Consider the following 19,356-nt stretch of genomic DNA (forward strand, 5'->3'; position numbering starts at 1 on the left):
ACGCCTAGCCGTCAGGCCGCACCGCGGGGCCCGGCCTGAGATCCGTCACGGCGATCGACGACGCTCGCCAGGTCGCCGCCCGGACGCCGGTCCGATCGTGATCGACACGTCGGATCTCAGGGGCGGGACGTCCGGCGGTCGGTCCAGTCGAAGACGAGGTCGCGCCGGGCGATGCGCCAGCCCTCGTCGGTCCGGCGGAACTCGTCGAGGTAGCGGATCGCCATCACGATCAGAACCCGTTCGCCCTGCTCCCGCGTCAGGTGGTGGGCGAGGCAGTACGAATCACCGCTGGCCGTGTCGCCGTCGAGCGAGACCGTGCTCTGCGCGTTGGGGTAGGTCGTCGCGTCGTACTGCCGGATCAGGTGGTCGAACGTCGCCGCGAGGTCGGCCCGCCCGGTGATCACCTGGTCGGCCTCATGGGTCGTCGGGTCGCCCTGGAACAGCCGCACCTGGCCGTCCTCGGTGAAGACCCCCGCCTGCGCCTCGGGCTCGCGCCGGTCGGCGTGGTGGGCGTACGCGTCGACCAGCTCCCGGATCGCCAGGCGGTCGATCAGCGACGACGCGTCGGACATCAGTCGCCCAGCAGCAGCGTGTAGATCTTCTTGATCAGCCCGTCCTCGACGAGGGCGATGTCGACGCCCTGCACCACGGGTGGCTGCCCCGCCGGGCCGAAGCCCCAGGCCAGGTAGCCGAGGTCGTGGTTGACGCGGGCCGGGCCGACGGCGGTGAAGACGAAGCCCGGCGAGGAGTCGAGGATCCCCTGGGCCTTCGCGCTGACGGCCTCGTGACCGGAGACGGCGTCGTCCGGGTCGGAGAAGTGGACGTCGGCCGCGTACGTCCGCCGCACGGCCTCCATCCGCCGGTCGGCGTCCCGTTCGCCGAACACCTCGAAGAGGTTGGCGTGCATGAGGTCCTCGATCGTGGCCATGGCCGTCCTTCCGGTCGCTCCGCCGGTGGTCCGGCCTCGGGCTCGACGCTAGGCCTCGATGTATGACACGTCAAGCATCTTGAAGAACCCGCGGAGCGACTAGCCACCGGGCGTGGGCGCGCAGGCCGAGGAGTGACTACCGTCGAGACGTGGAACCCGAGGCCGACGAGCGCGACGGAGCGCTCGACCCGTTGGAGCTGCGGGCGTGGCGCGGGCTCATCGAGACCACGGCGCTGCTCCGGCGACGTTCCGACCAGCTGCTCCAGGCCGACTCCGGCCTCTCGGGCAGCGACTACCCCGTGCTGGTGACGCTGCACGAGGTCGGCGACGAGGTCGTCCGCTCGACGGAGCTGGCCGAGCGGATCGGCTGGGAGCAGAGCCGCCTCTCCCACCACCTCGCTCGCATGGAACGCCGCGGCCTCGTCGAGCGGCGTCGGCACGCGGCCGACAACCGCGGTTCCGAGGTGTTCATCACCGACGAGGGGCGCGCCGTCTTCCTCGCCGCCGCCCGAGGGCACTCGCGTACGGTCCGGACGGACTTCGCCGACGTGCTCAGCCGGCCGCAGCTCGAGGCGCTCGCGGACGCGATGGAGACGCTCGCGAAGCACTTGACGACCTCGCCCGTCCCTGGCCGGGCGACCGCCGACTGATCGACCACCCCGGCCTGGCACCCTCGACAGGGCCGGCCGTACGTGGTTTGGCCGAGACCCCGAGAGGAACGGCGATGACCGCAGCGGCCGACATCAACTTCTACTTCGACCCGGTCTGCCCGTTCGCCTGGATGACGAGCAAGTGGATCCGGGTCGTGCAGAGGCAGCGCAGCTACACCGTCGACTGGCGCTTCATCTCGCTGCGCCGCATCAACGCCCACCTCGACTACGACACGCACTTCCCGCCCGAGTACGAGGCCCAGCACACCGCCGGACTCCGCCTCCTCCGGGTGGCGTCGGCCGCCCGGGAGCAGCACGGGCGCGACGCGGTCGGACCGTTGTACGCGGCCCTCGGGGCGAGGGTCTTCGAGACAGCTCCCGACGAGGGGCGCACCCCCGGCTGGCAGTCGGGGCCGGAGCTGGTCGCTGCCGCGCTCACCGAGGCCGGGCTGCCTGTCTCGCTCGCCGACGCCCTCGACGACGCAGCCAGAGACGACGGGATCCGGGCGGAGTCGGACGAGGCGCTGGCGCTGACCGGCACGGACGTCGGGACGCCGATCATCCACGTCGAGCCGCCGCACGGCGTCGCCTTCTTCGGCCCGGTGATCAGCCGGCTGCCCGACGAGGCGCAGGCCGCCGAGCTGTGGGACCACGTCATCGGTCTGGCTCGGTTCCCCGGCTTCACCGAGCTCAAGCGCAGCCTCCGCGAGCAACCCCAGCTGCCGTCGTTCGGCGTCCCGGCGGACGAGGTGGGCGCGACCGAGGACTGGCACGCTGGAAGCCGCCGCCTGAAGCGCTAGCCGACCGGTCGACGCGGTCGATCACGGCCCGAGGCTCCGCGCCCTTCCCCGGACGGCTGTCCCGGTGGGCCCCGTGGGGATCGAACCCACAACCCGCGGATTAAAAGTCCGCTGCTCTGCCAGTTGAGCTAGAGGCCCGGAGCCTGGTCGACCCAGGTCCGAGCGCTCAGCCTAGACGTCACCCGACGGGCGGGACTCGAGCAGAGCGAGGTCGCGCTCGGCGAACAGGCGGTGGGCGTACTCCTCGTCCAGCACCACGCTGAGGCACTGCCGGACGGTCTCGCCCGCCGGCGGCCAGGGGCCGTCGACCACGACCTCCGGCACGGTGTCGAGCTGCGCGTCGGTGAGGTCGTCGAGCACGCGTCGCACCATCGCCTGGCTCTCGGCGCGGACCGCGAGCACCTCGTCGAGGTTCGGCCGGACCTCGCGGTCGCGCGGCAGGTTCCAGTCGTCCGGCGCCTCGTCCCAGGGCAGCGCGAGCGGGTGCCACGGAGTCGGGTCGCCGAGCACGCCACGGCCGACCCAGGACTGGGTCGCGAAGACGAGGTGGCGCAGCGTCTGGACGAACGACCACTCCCCTTCCACCGAGTCGTGAAGGCGTTCGGGCGGGAGAGCCCGGGCGCGGGCGACCGTCTCGGCCCAGCGCCGCTCGAGCAGGTCCCACCCCCGCCGGAAGCCGTCGGCGTCGCTCGGGTGCACGAGCGGCCGCTCGGGGTCGCGGCGGTCGAGCTCGGCGTCGACGAGCGGGACCACGTCGACGTCGTTGATCACCACGTTCTCGAGATCACCGGCGGTGATCGTCACGTCCACCAGGTCGGAGCCGCTGATGGTGACGCGGCGGAGGTTCGCGCCCCGGAACGTCGCCCCGTCGAGGTCGACGTACGTGAACTCGGCGCCCGTCAGGTCGACCGCCCGGGACGTGGCCCCGAGCATCCGGCGCTGCTCGAACCGGGGCACGGCGGGCTCGTGCCCCTCGCCGTCGTCGACCGCCCCGACCGGCACCCAGTCGGGCGGCGGGTCCTCCCCCACCCGTCCGTCGACGGCCTCGCTGAGCAGGTCCGCGTGGCCGGTGTGGCGGCCGTACTCCTCGAGCAGATCGAAGAGCAGCCGGCGCAGGCTCGTCACCAGGCCCTGGTCGGAGCCGAGGTGCACCCGCTGGTTTAGGCCGCCGTCAGCGACGGCGGCAGCGAAGCGTGCGCGGCTCCGCTCGACCGCGGCGTCGTAGAGCGCGTAGAGGAAGGCGGGCTCGTCGTCAGCCGCCGTCCACTCGAGGTGGGGCCCGTCCATCCCGGGCATGGACGTCCAGGGCTCGCCGAGCGGTTCACCGGTCAGCTTGACCGTGGACTGCACGTCCTCGACCAGCGCGAGGTGCTTGAGCAGCCCGCCGAGCGTCACGGTCGAGGCGCCTACCGTCGTCGTCAGACCGGCCCGCCCGCGTCCGTCGGCCTTCCACCGGAACGTCGCCCGCTGCCGGTCGAGCGCACCGAGCAGGTGCTCGACCTCGGTGCCACTCAGCGGCGGTTCCCAGGGTGGTGCTGCCTCGGTCTCGGCCATGGGTCGAACCTAGGACGCCGACCCACCGGCTGTCAGCCCCTGCGGCGCTCCCGCCAACGGGCCACCACGGCGTCGACGTCGAGCGTCGCGGTCACCACCGGCGGGCCGTCCACGCGACGGCGGTGGGAGTCGAGGATGCGGTCGTTCAGGGCCTCGACGACGTCGCGTACGGCGCCCTCCGTCCGGCAGTCGGCGACCGTCTCGTCGATCTCCCGGGCCTCGCGCCGGAGCTGGAGCGAGGTGGGCAGTGGCATGCGCAGGTTCTCGCGCTCGAGCAGCCCCTTGACCCACCAGTCCGGGTCGCGGTCGCCGAGCTTGAGCGGCTGCCCCTGGCCGGGCAGGTCGTCGAACTCGCCCCGCTCCATCGCCTCGCGGATCTTTCGCTCGGCTATGGACTCCACGCGTGTGCCGGGCTGGGCTCCCCACCATCTCGCCACGCCTCCAGCCTACGAGCGGTGTGGCAGTCTGACCGGGTGCAGCCGTGGGTGATCGTGATGATCGCGGTCGTCGTCGTCGCCGCGGCACTCACCGTCTACGGCGCCCTCTCCGACCGCGCCAAGAACCGTCGCCGTGCCGCCGAGATGCTCGGGCCGCCGAAGCGCGACATCCCCAACCTGCCGACGGAGGCCCGCTCCCCGGCGTACGTCACCGAGGCCCAGGCCCGGCGACGCCCGGAGGGTGCACCCTTCGACAAGCTCAGGGAACGCGGCCGGGACGAGCCCGTCGGCACGCACGACGAACGCCGCCTCGACGTCGGTTACGCCTCCGCGGCCTTCGTGATCACCCCGGGCGCCCGCGACGTCGTCCTCGACGACGCGCTCGTGCTCGTGTGCGCCGACGGGGTCGAGACGATCCGCGAGCTGCTGCCGGCGCTCGAGCAGGCGATCCGGTCCAGCCGACCGCTCGTCGTCGTCGCCCCGACCATCGCCCCGGACGTGCTCGGAACGCTCGAGGTCAACGCGATCCAGGGGAAGGTACCCGGGGTCGCGGTACTCGCGGACGACGCCGTCCGCACCCAGGTCGCCGAGGCGACCGGTGCTGTGCCGGTCGACGCGACGGACCGACGTTCCGGGTGGCTCGACCCGCAGTCGCTGGGGCACGCGGCCCGCTGGACCAGCACGCGTACGACGAGCCGGATCGCGCCGAGCGTCCGGACGGGAGCAGCAGGATGACCGAGCACGACCAGCGCAGCCGCTTCGCCTACGTCTGCGCGCTCACGCCGCTGATCTTCGGCACGACCTACCTGCTGACCACGAACTTCCTGCCCCCGGACCGGCCGCTGCTCGCCGCCCTGATGCGGTCGCTGCCCACCGGCATCGCGCTGGTGATCGGGAGCAAGCTGCCGAACCGTCAGTGGCTCGTCCGCTTCCTGATCTTGTCCGTGCTGTGGGCGTCGGCCGTGTTCCCGCTGCTGTTCTTCGCGGCCTACCACCTGCCCGGCGGGGTCGCCGCGGTGATCAACTCGCTCGGACCGATCTGCGTCATGATCGTCGCCGTCCCGATCCTGGGGACGGCGATCCGGCGCGTCCAGCTGCTCGCCGGGGCGCTGGGCGTGGTCGGCGTCGCGCTGCTCGTGCTGCGTTCGAACGCCAAGCTCGACGGCCTCGGGATCCTCGCCATGGTCGCCGTCGTGATCATGATGGCGTTCGGGACCGTGCTGATGAAGCGCTGGGGCAACCCGCCCGGCATGGGGCCGATCCGGGTGACGGGCTGGACGTTCCTCTTCGCCGGGATCACGCTGCTGCCGTTCACGCTCGCGTTCGAGGGGCTGCCGAGCTCGGTCACGCCCCGGGAGGTCGGCGGCCTCGTCTACCTCGTGCTGATCAGCGGGATCTTCGCGTACGCGCTGTGGTTCTGGGGGATCGGTCAGCTCACGGCCGCGTCGGTGACGTTCCTGGGGCTGCTCAACCCGATCATGGCCGCGCTGCTCGGCTGGTGGGTGCTCCACCAGCGGCTCAACGCCCTCCAGCTGCTGGGCGCCGCCCTCGTGCTCGTCTCGGTGGTCCTGGGTCAGCAGCGCCGCCGGCGTACGACGGTCGCCGAGCCCAAACCGGTCGCCGAGCTCACCACCCCTCGCTGAGCGCGTCGCGCTAGCGGGCGAGCAGCTGGTTCATCTGGTCGATCTCGGCCTGCTGCGACGTGATGATCGACTGCGCCAGCGCCTTGGCGTCGGCGTTCTCGCCCTGGGCGACCTCGGTCTGCGCCATCGCCACGGCGCCCCGGTGGTGGCGGACCATGCCCTGCAGGTAAAGGGTCTGCGCCGTACGACCGTCCGCCTCACCGAGGGCGTTCATCTCCTCCGCGCTCATCATCCCGTCGTCCATGCCGCCCATGCCGCCCCCGTCATTCGTCTCCACCCCGGCGCCCCACGCGCTCAGCCAGCCGCGCATCTGCTCGATCTCGGGCGCCTGCTCGGCCTTGATCCGGCTGGCCAGCGCCGTGACGTCGCCGTCGATCCCGGGCTTGGCGAGCAACGTGTCGCTCATCTGCACGGCCTGGCGGTGGTGCGGCACCATGCCCGACGCGAAGGCGACGTCGGCGTCGTTGTGAGCGGTCGATGCTCCGCAGCCGGACAGGAGCAGCGCGAGCAGCGCCACGACGAGGAACGGGCGGGACAGAACGGTCACGACGACTCCGGGAGGGCGAGGGGTGAGGTCGCGCCCAGGATGCCTGCGGTGACCTACGCTGCGGCACGTGACCGAGGGTGACCGGCGCTGGCCGCGCAGCCTGTACGGGGTGGGCTCCGAGCCCGACCCGCGGTTCACGTTCGCGAACGAGCGCACGTTCCTGGCCTGGATCCGGACGGGGCTCGGCTTCCTCGCCGCCGGCGTCGCCATCGCCGCGGTCGCCGGGCTGAACGACCGGCTGAGCCTCGAGATCCGCGTCGCTTCCCTGCTGCTCGTCGTGTGCGGGCTGGCCTGTGCGATCGGTGCGTGGAGCCGGTGGATCCAGAGCGAGCGCGCGATGCGCGAGGGACGCGCGCTGCCGTCGTCCCCGCTGCTGCTCGTGCTGGTCGGTGTCGTCGTGGTCGTCGCGCTGGTCGCCGTCGCCGTGCTCGTCCTCGGCTGAGGCCGCCGTGCCCGACGACCTCCACGGCGCGGACCCGCCGCCCTGGGACGTTGGGCTGCAGAACGAACGCACCGGGCTGGCGTGGCAGCGGACGATGCTGTCCGGCCTCGCGTGCGGCCTCCTTGTCGCCCGGCTGCTGGCCGAGGTCTCGCTGACCCTCGCGGTCCTGGCCGGCGTCGTCGCGCTCGGTGCTGCCGCGGCCTTCGGCGCGGTCGCGCTGCGACGGTTCCGCCTCAACGCGCGCGCCCTGGTCGCGGGCCGCCACCTCGACGACGCACGTCCTGCCGCGCTGGCGACGGTCATGCTCACGCTGACGGCACTCGCGGCGGCCGGCTACGTGCTCCTGGCCTGACCGCTCCCCCTGGCTCGGCGAGCGAAGGAATCAGCCGTAGCCGAGCGCGTGCAGCCGATCGTCGTCGATCCCGAAGTGGTGGGCGATCTCGTGCACGACGGTGATGTGCACCTCCTCGACCACCTCGTCGTACGAGTGGCAGATCGCCAGGATCGGCTCGCGGAAGATGTAGATCCGGTCGGGCAGGACGGCCGAGTAGAACTCGCCGCGCTCGGTCAGCGGGATGCCCTCGTACAGGCCGAGCAGGTCGGCCGGACCGTCGGACGGCGGGCGGTCCTCGACGAGGACGACGCAGTTGTCCATCAGGTTCGCCAGCTCCGGCGGCACCTGGTCGAGCGCGAGCGAGACGAGCTCCTCGAACTGGGCCTCGTCGACGGCCACGAGCGGGTCGGGGTCCATGCCCCGAGCGTACGAGGCCTGGTGAGAGCCAGATGGCCCCAGCGCGAACACCGAATGACACGCGTGACATTACCGCGAGGTTGTCCGCGTGTCGGCTTGCAAAGTCTCGACCTCAAGTACTCACACCCTTGCTGGGACACCTGAGACGTGGTTAAAGTCCTGCGCAGTTTGTGGTTGTTGTGACTCGAGTGACCGGAGTTCTGGTCGCTGCACGTCGACCCGGACGACCCAGAAGCAGCACTCGGGATCGACGGAGGAACCCCCCACATGCGTTCGACCCTGATTCGCGCCGTCCTGGTCGCGGTCCTCTCCATCACCACGACCATCGGTCTGATGAGCTCTGGCGTCGCGACCGCGAGCACGCCGGTCACCTCGACGACCGAGCTGAACGTGCGCGCGAAGCCGAGCACCAGCGCCAAGATCGTCGGCGCGCTGCACCGCGGGCAGACGGTGAAGTCGACCAGCGAGAGCAACGGCTGGACCAAGATCACCTTCAAGGGCAAGACCGCGTACGTCTCCAGCCGCTACGTCACGAAGGGCGAGGACCAGCCGGCCGGGGACGACGTCGGCAAGGGCGAGACCCGGACGACGACCACGCAGGTCAACCTCCGCGAGGGGCCGGGGCTGACCGAGGACGTCATCACCGTCCTCGACGAGGGCACCGAGGTCACCCAGACCGGCAAGACCTCCAAGGGCTGGACCGAGGTCACGGTCGACTCGGAGAACGGCTGGGTCAGCACCCAGTACCTGACCGACGCCAAGGACGGCCTGCCCGAGGTCACCGGCACCCGCAAGGCGACGGCGGACCTGAGCGTGCGGGCCACGAGCGACGAGGACAGCAAGGTCATCGGGCTCGCCCGTAAGGGCAGCAAGGTCTCGATCACGGGGACGACCAAGAACTCCCGCGCCCAGATCATCTACGACGGCGCCGTCGGCTGGGTCCTGGCGAAGTACCTGTCGAACGGCGACACCGACGAGCCCACCGCGCCGCCCCTGCCCGCCGTCACCGGCTCCCGTTACGCCACGGCCGACCTGACCATCCGCACGACCAGCGGCAGCGACTTCAAGGACCTCGGCGACATCCCCGAGGGCACGAAGCTCAGCATCACCGGCGTCACCGAGAACAAGCGGGCCCAGATCATCTGGGACGGCGCCGTCCGCTGGGTCACGGCCCAGTACCTGTCGAAGACGAAGCCCTCCAGCGGCGGCGGCAGCACCGCCGGCTCGACCAAGGGCCTGAAGCCGAACGGCGTCAAGGTGCTGAACGCGGTGCGCAAGAACTTCCCGCAGATCAAGACGATCGGCACGGTGCGCCCCGACGCTCTGCCGGACCACCCGTCGGGCCGCGCCCTGGACCTGATGATCCCGAACTACAAGTCGAAGGCGGGCAAGCAGCTCGGCCACAACCTCTCCCGCTGGCTCCAGAAGAACCAGAAGGACCTCGGCATCAACTACATCATCTGGGACCAGCACATCTGGAACGTGCAGCGCAGCAGCCAGGGCTGGCGTTCCATGGCCAGCCGCGGCAGCGACAGCGCCAACCACAAGAACCACGTCCACGTCACGGTGCTGGCCAAGGGGTACGCGCCGATCTGATCGGGACGTACGCCCGCCTGACCCCGTCGATCGCTCCCTGAGCTGTCGAACGCTCCCTGAGCCATCGAACGCCCCCTGAGGCGTCGAGCGCTCCCTGAGCTGGTCGAAGGGCCCCGGAGGGGTTGGCGTCACCTAGAGCAGGGCCGCCCGGCAACGTCGCCGTGCGGCCCGTACGGCGGTAGCATCGGGGTGCCAGAACACGAGTCCCCATCGTCTAGCGGCCTAGGACTCCGCCCTTTCAAGGCGGCAGCGCGGGTTCGAATCCCGTTGGGGGTACCACCTCAAGCGCCCTCTCACTAGGCGCGATACCCGCGCGATATCGAGTCTGGCTATGCGTCCACCTCGATTTGGGCACCATTTGGGCACATGAGGACGCAACTTCCTGCCGCGCGCCAGCCCACCTCGCGCGCACGAAACGGCCTGAACGCCCCCTAATCTCGTCGGAGCGTGGCCAACGCCCCCTCAGCCCAGAACGCTCCCTGAGCTTGTCGAAGGGCCTCGAAGAGGTTGGCTTCGCTCCCCCGCGCAGCGAGCGCACAACCGCTGCGCGACGCCTAAGAACGTTGACAGCCGCCGACGCTCGACAGGGCACCAGGGCTGCCAGACGAGGGGGAACGTCGTGCCGGGTGACGTCGAGCGTCTGCTCACGATCGTCGAGCTGTCCGAGATGCTCGGCATCCCCGTCGACACCCTGTACGGCTGGCGCCACCGTGGCGAGGGGCCACAGGGCTACCGCATCGGCCGGCACGTGCGCTACCGGCGCTCCACCGTCGAAGTCTGGCTCGAGGGACGGCTCGACCCAGCCCGGCGTTGACGTCTGATGGCCAGCATCGAGCGGCGCCGCGGCCAGCGACGCGATACGAGCGGCCGGCTGCGGGAGGTCGTCCACTACCGGGTCCGCTACAAGGACTCGCGCGGGCACAACCACAGCGAGACGTTCCCCCGCCTCGTCGACGCGGAGCGTCGCCGGGTGGAGATCGCGCACGAACTGACGACGGGCACCTGGCACGACCGCCACCGCGGTGACGTGACCCTTCGCGCTTGGGTCGCGGACTGGCTGCCGAGCCGGCACGACCTGCGGGCGACGACCCAGGTCCGGCTCGAGGTGACGATGAAGAACCAGGTCCTCCCCCGCTTCGGCGCCACAGCTCTGAACGACATCACCAACAGCGACGTCCGTCGCTGGGTCATCGAGCTCATGGCCTCGGGCTTGTCCGCGGCCACGACGCGCAAGGCCGTCTTCGCCCTCCGGCAGGCGCTTGAGTCTGCCGTCGCGGACCAGCGGATCATGCACAACGTCGCCCTCGCCGTTCCTCTGCCGTCAGAGCGGTCGAAGCCGGCTCGGTACCTCTCCCAGACCGAGGTCGAACGCTTGGCCGCGGAAGTTCCCCCACGTGACCGAGCCCTGATCCTCGTGGGGGCGTACGCCGGGCTGCGCTGGGGCGAAGCCGCCGGACTACGGCGTCAGGACATCGATCCGCTGCGCTCTCGTATCAGGGTCACCGGGACTGCGGTCGAGCTACGGGGTCACGTCACCCTCGACAACGAACCGAAGACCTCACGCTCGAAGCGAACCATCCCCGTGGCGCGCGGAGTGATGCGTCGGATCGAGCAGCACCTCGACGAGCACGTCGAAACCTCGAGCGACAGCCTGGTCTTCACCGCACCGGCCGGTGGACCGCTCTTCCGAGCCTGGGGTCAGAAGGTCCTCCAACCCGCCGTCTGCAGCGCAGGACTGCCAGGCATCACCTTCCACGGCCTGCGGCACAGCTTCGTCGCGATCATGGTCGCCGCCGGCTGCAACGTACGGGAGGTGTCCGAGTGGGCGGGCCACAACAGCGTGGCCTTCACGTTGACCCGGTACGGCGGTCTCTTCGACGACGGGACCGACCAGGCGATCGACCGCCTCGACGCTCTCTTGGGGCCGATGTGATGATCAAAAGGTTCGACGGAGAGTCGCGGGGCACGTTCCCTCAGAAGATCCTCAGGCGCCCCCTGCAGGTGGAGGGCTAATCCAAATGAGTCCGGAGCTCCTACTGTGCAGGCAGGAGCCCCTTCTAGTCCGTAGACCGATCTGACATTCTCGCGACAAGGTAGAACACTGGTCAAGACTGGTTTGCGTCCGGCTACGACTGCCCCGGGATGCAAACTAGATCCAGCTGCGTTGATGTCAGCGTTGCTGTCAAAGCCGCCACTGGCACCAGCCGCGAACGCCGCCCTTCCCGCAGATGCCCACCCCGTCGCAGCCGAGCCGACAACAACGACGGCGCCCCTGGTGGTGGAGCCCTTCGACGGCGTAGAGGACATGGTCTGGGCGATCGGCCACCTGTTGGTTACGTCGGTCAATCAGGTGAAGATGCTCGATCCTGACGGCACAATCCTTAAAGCCGTACTCGACTAGCGCGACATCTAGGTCTGCCGAAGGTTCCGATCACAGGACCGACGATTGCGCCTACCAGCAGTGTGCGGGGCGTGATGGGCGTTCTGACTGACCACGCTAGCTGCCCTGAGTCGTCGCCCTCTGAGGTGCTCAGGAGGGGACACTTGGGACGTGTCACTCCATCGGGCAGCACCTTGAAGCACGGAGGCAGCTCTCTCCGCTTTCGATCCCCAGGGGAGCGCGCTCTGTGGGTGTTGGGTATAGCCGCTGGGCCCGCTGTGCTCTGGGCTCTGGGAGCTGGGCTCTAGGCTCTGGCACAGGTTCTTGGCTGGCCACTCTGGGTACGCGTGATGCTTGCTGCGCTCGCAGCTCTGGCTGTGGTGGCGGCTACCGAGATTCGACTGCGGCTTGCGGGGTTTGATGTCATCCGTATCTCAGTCGAACGAGTCCAATCAATCCAAGAGGGTCGCCTACCCCTTGTTCGTGAACTCGAGTTAGCCGAAGAGGACGTGACAATGAAAGCCGCCCAGTGGGGACGCCGCACCATCTTCTTCCGCCGCCGCCCCCAGGACCTGACATGACAAGCCCGAGCCCGCTCAAGCTGACTCTCGAGCCCGGCGAGTTCGACTGCCAGGCTGAACTGCCCTATCCCGACGGCACCGCCGCCCGGCTCAACGGCCGCCTCCGGCTCTCCGCGGACGGGCGGCCCGAACTCGCCCTCTACGGCGCCATCCCGGCCGAGTTCCACATCAACGACAGCAACGGCGAGATGTGGCAGGACTTCCCGCAGACCAGCTACCGCCCCAGCCTCCAGGTCGATCTGGTCAACGGCCGCGAGGTACTGCTGATCGACTGCAAGATCACCTTCTGGATCGAACGAGCCCTGATCGTCGGCACGATCGCCGTCGTCGGGATGCCCGGGAACTTCACCGGCACCGACCCCTGGCTGTTCGACGGCCTCCAGCTTCAGATCACCGGCTGCGACGCCGTCATCGCGCCGTCACCGCTGGCCCAGGTGAAGCAGCCGCAGACCAAGGAGATCAACAAGCCGTTTGAATGGGCCGTCATCGAACGGCTCCCGCGCGAGACCGTCTCCGCCGACAACGACGCCGAGGTGTCGTCCGGCTGGCACAACTCGTTCTCATTCCCCAACGGCTACCAGCACAGGGTCGCATTCAGCCCGGTCATCGACGTCAATCTGCAGCAGCCCGTCGACCTACCCACCCTCGCCAAGCAGTGGATCCACCCGCTGCACCGCATCATCGGGCTCTCCACCGGTCGGGACGAGAAGATCACCTACCTCGGCCTGCGCCCGACCGGAAACGAGGACCGCGTTCTCCAGGCGTTCGGGGTGAACCTTGTCCAGCAGCCCTACGCCGCGGACCACAACGAGATCATGCGCACCAGGCGTGCCTTCCAGTGCTACGGCGACGACAACCCAACGCTGCTGCAGCTCTGTCGTGGATGGCAGCAGGCCGAGGCCGGCGACCACCCGCTGATCGCCACCCTGGCCGCGTTCATGTTCTTGCCCCGCCTCCAGCCCAGGCCGCGGTTCCTGCTGCTCGTTCAGGCCCTCGAGGGCATGCACGGGCACGAGCATGCCGGCGCGATCGCCGACCGTGAGGAGCAGCACCTCAAGGAACGAGGCGCGGCCCTCGCCGCAGTCAAGACGGCCGACTTCGACCCGGCGGTGAGAAAGTTCATCAAGGACAACCTGTCCAAACGGCCGATCACCAGCCTCGAGCCCGCGCTCCGCAGCGCCGTCGAGACGCTGCCCGACGACCTCGGGCCACGGCTGGCTGACCTCGCACTCGTCGACGAGGTGAAGGCCAGCGACGACAAGGTGAAGAACTGGGCCGAGGCCCTGCGTGTCGTCCGTAACGGCCTCTCCCACGGCAGCCGCACCTGGCCGGCTCATCTCCTTGCGCCCGCCGCAGACCTACTCGACCAGATCGCCCGCGCGCACCTCATGCGGGTCATCGGCTGCACAACCAACGCCCTGCACACCGTGCTGAACCCCGACGCCTGACCACCCAGAACAAGGAGAACCTGATGTTACTGCAGTGCCAGATTCCAGAAGACTGCTCGCCCGACTACCTGCTCAGCCTGATCCCACCCGCACGCGGCGCGTGGCTGGACCGCCGGCTCGCCGGCACCGGTCTCGTGGTCCGGTCCAACGGCAGCGACCACGACCGCCAGCTCGCCCGCGACGAGATCCAGGCCGCGCTGGCCCAGGCCAACAGCCTGACCACCACCATCGAGCTGCGCGAGGCCTGATCCAGATGGACTGGTCAGATCTGGTGACCGCAGGTGTCTCCGCCGTCCTCGGGCTCCTCGGCGGAGCGGTCAGCGGAGACATCGTCGCCAGACGCCAGTTCCGCCGGCAGCAGCGAGCCGAAGCTGAGGCCAAGCTGGCGGACTGGACCTTCCGACCGTTGAGCACCGCCACCGCCGAGCTCCACAACACCGGTGACGAGGCCGGGCGCAACGTCCAACTCGAGTGGGGGCCGCACGCTGGCGGGCGCCTGCACGCAGACACCATCGATGTGATCGACCCCGGCGAGTTTCGTCGGGTCGACGCTGGCCCAACGACCTCCGATCGTGTCGTCACGGTCCGCTGGCAGCGCCCGGACGGCACCGCCTGCTTCTGCACACGAGAGATACCCCGCCGCTGAGCACGAGTGCGAGATTGGTTTCGCGCAGAGACATCTTGCCGAGCACGCATCCAGCCCTTGGCCTTTCAACCCGCGAACTACCCACATCCACTACTTGTATGGAAGTCAGACGTTTGGTAAGTCGCGGGCAATTGTGCCTAAACTTTGTCCTCTGGAAGGAAGAACGTCTCGTTGAGACGGCTGTCTGGCTTGAATTGCGAATACCCGACGCGTGTGATGCCACCGAGGCCGTCGTGCGATACGAATGATTCTTCACGGAACTGCTCGACCCGCTCGCGGGAGTCGTTCGCGCGAAGGCACTGACCAGGAGTTAAATAGAACGCGAGCGACCGCAAGTGATCTTCGCGCTTGTGAAAAGCTTCGAAGTCTACGGGCGCGCGGGAGAGCGACTCGACCTCCAACAAGACGCTCTCGACGAGAGACCTCTTCAGGCGGCGAGGTAGGGCTGGGATAAGGTTAAGCATCCCGTCCTCGCTGACAACGATGATGAGGCATCTCCCGCCAGCCTCTTCCAAATAGCGGTGTGCCGAGTTGAAGCGTGCCCCTCGACTAGCGTCCCCCAAGCCCGGTACTGCGCGGCCATCGAGGATCGCGCCAATGGCATGACACAGGCCGCTGGGGTCGACGATGATCGCGCCGTCAATTGCAGAGACCGCCAGAAGTGTCGATTTGGTTAGCAGATCAGGTACGGCCTGCATTGCTGGGGGAGAGAGACGAATGGCCTCCGCCGGCGCATCAGCATGGACCACCAGCATCGTTCCATGCGCCTGATTAGATGCAGTTAGTGCCAGATCCCAAAGTAGCCCGACATCGGCTTCATCTCCAAAGAGTCGCTCGACTGCGTCTTCGAATGCGTCTCGGGCTAAGCGCTCCCGCGGAACCGAAGCATGGCCATCGGTTACCACCAACAGCGCTACTCCAGCATGTTCTAACTCCCACGAGCCTCGGCCGATCACGCGCAGGAGAAAAGCCGACTCGCGTTCGGCCGCATAGCCGTCGACAAGAGTGCCTAGGCCGAGAGCGACATGTCCGTTCGTTATGAGCTGAAGGTCGGGGTCAGTCATCTCGAGAGCCTTGCGTAACGCCCGAGTCTCACTGAGTCTGATTGGACTTTCAAACTTAAGTTTGAGCAAGTAGTCAGACTCGGCGCCCACCAGCATGGTTCCAACTCCGGTGCGTCCCTCATACGGCTGCGCGGCAACGAGGTTCATCGCTGAATACGGGTCGCCGCCCCAGTAAGCACCTTTAAAATAGACAAGTTGGCGAACGAACTCGCCTGATGCTCGTCGGACTACTTCGGTGCGGTCATTACGCAACAACCCCTGTGGCTGCTCGGATATGGAAAGTGCGAAGGAGGCGCTCTGAAGAAGTTCGTGGATTACTGCCTCTTGAAGAGACAGATACATCTTGATCCGGTGATCGTATTCTCGAAGTGAAAGTGTTGGGAGGGCATCCCACCTGCTGCCTATGACGCCTATGACTGGGTAGACCCGATAGCGCCCTACCCTTTCCGAGTAACCAACAAACCATCGCCGGAAATCGTGAGCGGCGTCTGAGTTCAACGCTCTTGCAACGGCCGCAGCTCGACACTCATCAAGCAGGCCAGCATGGTAACGGTCGTGAGAACCAGCATCGGTACTGAGTATATTGCGATTCTCGTGGTATATTGCGATTCTCGTGACTTTCGTAAGCTGCGTCACCAGCGGTCATGCATCCGGCGAGGATCTCAGGTGCGATCCCGGCGTTCTCCGGTTCTACACATATGGGCTGCTCGGTCGGCTCCTCCGCGAACCCGACAAGTAACACCATGGGAGCCACGATCACGCCGATTGAGTTGAGCGACTCGTTGGCTACTGCCTCAAAGTCCACGCGAAAATGGGGCTGAAACCCCCACATAAACTGGTTAATTATTGACATTTCGCTCCTACTTCATCGTTATCCGATTCTAGGCGTCACGATGTCGCTCCGGCGCTGACGCGCTGATCGCACAGGACGATTTTCTATCCGCCGCATGCTTGACGAGGGTGGCTGAGCGAGGATTGGTAGCTCGACCCCGACGTCGAGAAGCGGTCACCTTGTCCGTACTACCGACCTTGAGCTTCTTGCTCCTTGGTCAGTTTCGGTGGAGGTCATAGTTGCGACGCTGCGGCGTGGTCGACCACCACCTTCGGTCGCCCGACAGGGATGCAGAGCGACGCAGCGTCAGTGCTCGGCTAATCTACGCGAACCGCAGCCATGGGCTCCACGACCACCAGGAAGACTGATCGACATGACGTTTCCTTCAACCGTGCTCAAGGTGTTGATCGCATCGCCAGGCGACACGCGAGCGCTTCGTGACGAGGCAGAACGTGCGCTGCACGAGTGGAACGGTGACCGAGCAGAAACTTCCGGAGCCATCCTTCTGCCCCGACGCTGGGAGACGAACGCCGTTCCGCTGGTAACCGGAACCGACGGCCAGAGCGTAATCAACTCGCAACTGGTGGATGACGTCGATATCGTCATCGGCATCTTCCACGCCACCCTCGGCCGCCCCACCCCGAGGGCGGTCTCGGGCACCGCTGAGGAGCTAGCCGCCAGCTCCGCCGCCGGCAAGCCAGTTCACGTCTTCTTCGGCTCCATGCCGATCCCGCACGACCACGACCGCGACCAGCTGGCAGCCCTCGACGCCTTCAAGAAAGAGATGAGCAAGCAGTCCCTTTACAGCTCCTATGACACCCCGGGGTCGCTAAACCAGCAGATCAAGTCCGTCATCGAGTACGACCTCAAGGTCTTCGACGTCGCCAACTCAACGGGAACTCGAGCACCGCGCGGCGCCTCCTTCCGTGTGAACTACGTCTACGACCGTGAGCCTGACGCACGAGGAAAGATGACCACGAGGCACGAGCGCCTGCACTTCGTGAACGACGGCGACGCCCTCGCTGAGAACCTCACCTTCGAGCTCGACCCTGGACCTGACGGTTCGGCACCCACGACCTGGGGCGGTGATGGCCCCTTCACCGTCGCGCCCAACGGCGGGAGCTTCGACGTCGCGACGATCACCTACGCTGGTGTCAGCGACAAGGTCACCCTCAAGCTGCGTTGGACAGAAGCGGACGAGACGCGGGAGTCCTCCCAGACCGTGACCTTCTACTAGACCCGGCGCTGGATTGCTCGTCCGCTGCTGCTTCCTCTGCGACCGATGTCGATCCGCCAAACTCCCGACCGATTGGCCGGCGGCCGCTTATGACTACATGACAGCCTCTTGCTGACAAGGCCATATGCCGCCCGTGGTCGTCGAAGTTGCTGATTCGACGTGTTCGAGCGGCACCGGCACGCCATCTGAACGGGTGTTTCGGATGATGGTCGTCTATGGTGACGATCCGCGTGCGCGCGGCCCTGCTGCAACAGGCGTCAAGGTCCCCAGCGGACGCGTTGCCAGTTGCAGGCCGCTGCTCTGATGGACGCCAACCCGTTGTCCCCGCCTGCGCTCCTCGACGAGCACCTCGCCGCTCGAGACACCGAGGCGTGTCCACCGCGCGTGCCCTGCTGCGGCAACGGTTCACCTCAGACGAGGCTCGCGTGCTCGCCTCAAAAGATGCCGTCGAACCCGTAGCAACGAGTTCACACACCTCTTGCACTTCGGATGCGCCGGCCACCAGCAGCCCGGGCTCGCGAGTGCTGAACACCCACGGCCCAGGGGAACTTGGCTCGAGGGGCGGGGGGAGTAGAGCCAATCGACCGGAGCTGGCACCGGCACCGTCACCGTCGCCAGCACGGCTCCGCTGAGCCGACGAAGCGCACGGCTTGGCGATGCGACTCGGCCCGTCTCCTAACCGCGCGAGCACGGATGCCGAACGTCCTAGCAGGCCCTTGGCAACACCAGAACAGTGTTGCGGCAGCTCCCGTGCACACGGCGAAAACGCTCTGCTGATAGATCGCTAGCCAGAGTGCAAGAGGTGTGTGAACTCGTTGCTACAGGTTTGAGCGTCGCGCCTGGCGGACAGCCCTTAGGGCGCGGAGGTGTCCGTGACGAGGAAGAAGCCTGGTCGAGCAGGGCTTGACCGAGAGCGGGCGCGGCGCCGTGAACTTGACCGATCGAAGGCGGAGCAACGACTGGCCGACGCGGTGGCATCGGTCGAGACCCCCGTACCCCTCGGGCCGCGCGATGCGGCTCCGCTCCTTGGACCTGCTGCGGCGAGCGACCGAGCCGACCGCGACTCAACTTCTGCCGGCGTCCGGCTGCCCGGGCAACGCGTTGAGTGCCTGTGGTGCGGTTCGTCCACGCCAGTGAAGAGGCGCGGACCCCTCCCCCGGTTCTGCTCGGCGAACTGTCGCCACCGGGCCTGGGAACAGGAGCGGGCGGCCCGTGCTGGCCGCGCAGCCGTCGTCAAGGTCGACCGATTCGTCGCCACGTACCCGGGCAGCAGCGAGGCGTGGGCCAACCATCTCGAGCGGCTCGCCGCCGACGTGCGCAACGGCCGGCTCGAAGGCGAGGTCCTGACCGGACCTCTGGATGCCGTCTGCGCGGCGATCGCCTACCGGCAACGCGACGACGAGAGCAGCAACCGTCGGTAGTTGGCCACGCCCGGCACAGTGATAGCGCGCAACGCTGCTCGCGGGTCATCTTGCAAGGGAGCGCTGGATGCGGGCTCGAGGAACGTTCCCCCTGAAGGGGAACGACCTAACTTCACCGAACGCCCGCCCGTCTCCAAGGTCGCCGGGTGGCCGGCACGCAAACTGGCCGGGATAGCGACAGAGCGCTTGGTCCTGTGCCAGCATCGAATTGTTCGATTACCGATGCCCCGGGGGCGGCCTGGGCACTTTTTGGGCACACGAGGTCGAAAAACGCCGCCGACGTTCGACAAATGTCGACAGACCCGATCCGGGTATCGTTCCTAGTCATAACCACATTCGGCGGCTTTCGACAGACGTCGCCAGACATCAAAAATACGCCCTGGGCGCGCTTTCAAGGCG

22 protein-coding genes and 2 tRNA genes are annotated in these 19,356 nt (G+C 67.7%); 15 read left to right on the plus strand and 9 right to left on the minus strand.

Going from position 1 to position 19,356, the window contains the following annotated elements; genetic code table 11:
- Nucleotides 1-116 precede the first annotated feature (116 nt).
- Together FHX39_RS18790 and FHX39_RS18795 are read right to left on the minus strand one after the other, a co-directional pair.
- A complete protein-coding gene (locus FHX39_RS18790) occupies nt 117-572 on the minus strand; it encodes a nuclear transport factor 2 family protein (RefSeq protein ID WP_183342092.1) in 456 nt (151 codons plus the stop codon).
- On the minus strand, nt 572-928 hold the full coding sequence (locus FHX39_RS18795) for a nuclear transport factor 2 family protein (protein WP_183342094.1): 357 nt from the start codon (nt 926-928) through the stop codon (nt 572-574). The genes FHX39_RS18790 and FHX39_RS18795 overlap by 1 nt, the downstream gene beginning before the upstream one ends.
- A 149-nt stretch (nt 929-1,077) precedes the next feature.
- On the opposite strand from FHX39_RS18795, the gene FHX39_RS18800 reads away from it, so the two are divergent.
- Entirely contained in the window at nt 1,078-1,578 is a 501-nt protein-coding gene (locus tag FHX39_RS18800) for a MarR family winged helix-turn-helix transcriptional regulator (protein ID WP_183342096.1), read from the plus strand.
- A gap of 74 nt (nt 1,579-1,652) precedes the next feature.
- Complete coding sequence (locus FHX39_RS18805; RefSeq protein ID WP_183342098.1) at nt 1,653-2,378, plus strand: mycothiol-dependent nitroreductase Rv2466c family protein; 726 nt, start codon at nt 1,653-1,655, stop codon at nt 2,376-2,378.
- A 65-nt stretch (nt 2,379-2,443) separates the two neighbouring features.
- On the opposite strand, the gene FHX39_RS18810 is transcribed toward FHX39_RS18805, so the two are convergent.
- The 3 genes from FHX39_RS18810 to FHX39_RS18825 all read right to left on the minus strand — a co-directional run bounded on the left by FHX39_RS18810 (nt 2,444) and on the right by FHX39_RS18825 (nt 4,369).
- Nucleotides 2,444-2,516: transfer RNA gene (locus tag FHX39_RS18810), tRNA-Lys, on the minus strand.
- A gap of 33 nt (nt 2,517-2,549) precedes the next feature.
- Entirely contained in the window at nt 2,550-3,932 is a 1,383-nt protein-coding gene (locus FHX39_RS21515) for a mycothiol transferase (RefSeq protein WP_232531528.1), read from the minus strand.
- A gap of 32 nt (nt 3,933-3,964) precedes the next feature.
- A complete protein-coding gene (locus FHX39_RS18825) occupies nt 3,965-4,369 on the minus strand; it encodes a DnaJ family domain-containing protein (protein ID WP_332836978.1) in 405 nt (134 codons plus the stop codon).
- 18 nt (nt 4,370-4,387) lie between these two features.
- Between FHX39_RS18825 and FHX39_RS18830 the strand changes: the two genes are divergently transcribed.
- Both FHX39_RS18830 and FHX39_RS18835 read left to right on the plus strand, forming a co-directional pair.
- Nucleotides 4,388-5,104, plus strand: a complete 717-nt coding sequence (locus FHX39_RS18830; protein ID WP_183342100.1) for a hypothetical protein — start codon at nt 4,388-4,390, stop codon at nt 5,102-5,104.
- Complete coding sequence (locus FHX39_RS18835; RefSeq protein WP_183342102.1) at nt 5,101-6,012, plus strand: DMT family transporter; 912 nt, start codon at nt 5,101-5,103, stop codon at nt 6,010-6,012. Before FHX39_RS18830 ends, FHX39_RS18835 begins: the two co-directional genes overlap by 4 nt.
- Nucleotides 6,013-6,022: 10 nt before the next feature.
- Here the strand turns inward: FHX39_RS18835 and FHX39_RS18840 are convergent, their stop codons facing one another.
- Nucleotides 6,023-6,559, minus strand: a complete 537-nt coding sequence (locus FHX39_RS18840) for a DUF305 domain-containing protein (protein ID WP_198424054.1) — start codon at nt 6,557-6,559, stop codon at nt 6,023-6,025.
- 67 nt (nt 6,560-6,626) lie between these two features.
- Here FHX39_RS18840 and FHX39_RS18845 point away from each other — a divergent pair, with 67 nt between their 5' ends.
- Both FHX39_RS18845 and FHX39_RS18850 read left to right on the plus strand, forming a co-directional pair.
- Complete coding sequence (locus FHX39_RS18845) at nt 6,627-7,001, plus strand: YidH family protein (RefSeq protein WP_183342104.1); 375 nt, start codon at nt 6,627-6,629, stop codon at nt 6,999-7,001.
- A gap of 7 nt (nt 7,002-7,008) precedes the next feature.
- Nucleotides 7,009-7,353, plus strand: coding sequence for a DUF202 domain-containing protein (locus tag FHX39_RS18850; protein ID WP_183342106.1), 345 nt, complete (start codon nt 7,009-7,011; stop codon nt 7,351-7,353).
- A gap of 30 nt (nt 7,354-7,383) precedes the next feature.
- Here FHX39_RS18850 and FHX39_RS18855 read toward each other — a convergent pair whose 3' ends face one another.
- Nucleotides 7,384-7,752, minus strand: a complete 369-nt coding sequence (locus tag FHX39_RS18855) for a metallopeptidase family protein (protein ID WP_183342108.1) — start codon at nt 7,750-7,752, stop codon at nt 7,384-7,386.
- Nucleotides 7,753-8,019: 267 nt separating this feature from the next.
- Between FHX39_RS18855 and FHX39_RS18860 the strand changes: the two genes are divergently transcribed.
- From FHX39_RS18860 to FHX39_RS18895, 8 genes are all read left to right on the plus strand, one after another.
- The gene (locus FHX39_RS18860) at nt 8,020-9,348 is read left to right on the plus strand and encodes an SH3 domain-containing protein (RefSeq protein ID WP_183342110.1); all 1,329 of its coding nucleotides are present in this window, start codon (nt 8,020-8,022) and stop codon (nt 9,346-9,348) included.
- Nucleotides 9,349-9,551: 203 nt separating this feature from the next.
- A tRNA-Glu gene (locus tag FHX39_RS18865) sits at nt 9,552-9,627 on the plus strand.
- A 340-nt stretch (nt 9,628-9,967) separates the two neighbouring features.
- Entirely contained in the window at nt 9,968-10,162 is a 195-nt protein-coding gene (locus FHX39_RS18870) for a helix-turn-helix transcriptional regulator (protein WP_332836979.1), read from the plus strand.
- A gap of 6 nt (nt 10,163-10,168) precedes the next feature.
- Nucleotides 10,169-11,281, plus strand: a complete 1,113-nt coding sequence (locus FHX39_RS18875; RefSeq protein ID WP_183342112.1) for a tyrosine-type recombinase/integrase — start codon at nt 10,169-10,171, stop codon at nt 11,279-11,281.
- A gap of 234 nt (nt 11,282-11,515) precedes the next feature.
- Nucleotides 11,516-11,749 carry a hypothetical protein gene (locus FHX39_RS18880; protein ID WP_183342113.1) on the plus strand — a complete coding sequence of 78 codons (234 nt, stop codon included), beginning with the start codon at nt 11,516-11,518 and terminating at the stop codon, nt 11,747-11,749.
- Between the two features lie 508 nt (nt 11,750-12,257).
- Nucleotides 12,258-13,757, plus strand: a complete 1,500-nt coding sequence (locus tag FHX39_RS18885) for an ApeA N-terminal domain 1-containing protein (protein ID WP_183342115.1) — start codon at nt 12,258-12,260, stop codon at nt 13,755-13,757.
- A gap of 23 nt (nt 13,758-13,780) precedes the next feature.
- Nucleotides 13,781-14,005: a hypothetical protein gene (locus FHX39_RS18890; protein WP_183342117.1), complete on the plus strand. Its 225-nt coding sequence runs from the start codon at nt 13,781-13,783 to the stop codon at nt 14,003-14,005.
- Nucleotides 14,006-14,028: 23 nt separating this feature from the next.
- Nucleotides 14,029-14,403, plus strand: a complete 375-nt coding sequence (locus FHX39_RS18895) for a hypothetical protein (protein WP_183342119.1) — start codon at nt 14,029-14,031, stop codon at nt 14,401-14,403.
- 137 nt (nt 14,404-14,540) lie between these two features.
- Here FHX39_RS18895 and FHX39_RS18900 read toward each other — a convergent pair whose 3' ends face one another.
- Both FHX39_RS18900 and FHX39_RS22460 read right to left on the minus strand, forming a co-directional pair.
- Nucleotides 14,541-16,103 carry a diadenylate cyclase gene (locus tag FHX39_RS18900; RefSeq protein ID WP_332836980.1) on the minus strand — a complete coding sequence of 521 codons (1,563 nt, stop codon included), beginning with the start codon at nt 16,101-16,103 and terminating at the stop codon, nt 14,541-14,543.
- Nucleotides 15,997-16,320 carry a hypothetical protein gene (locus tag FHX39_RS22460; RefSeq protein WP_408631507.1) on the minus strand — a complete coding sequence of 108 codons (324 nt, stop codon included), beginning with the start codon at nt 16,318-16,320 and terminating at the stop codon, nt 15,997-15,999. Before FHX39_RS22460 ends, FHX39_RS18900 begins: the two co-directional genes overlap by 107 nt.
- A gap of 370 nt (nt 16,321-16,690) precedes the next feature.
- On the opposite strand from FHX39_RS22460, the gene FHX39_RS18905 reads away from it, so the two are divergent.
- A complete protein-coding gene (locus FHX39_RS18905; RefSeq protein WP_183342123.1) occupies nt 16,691-17,536 on the plus strand; it encodes a hypothetical protein in 846 nt (281 codons plus the stop codon).
- Nucleotides 17,537-19,356 lie beyond the last annotated feature (1,820 nt).

The organism is Microlunatus antarcticus (genome assembly GCF_014193425.1).
Taxonomy (GTDB): Bacteria; Actinomycetota; Actinomycetes; order Propionibacteriales; family Propionibacteriaceae; genus Microlunatus; species Microlunatus antarcticus.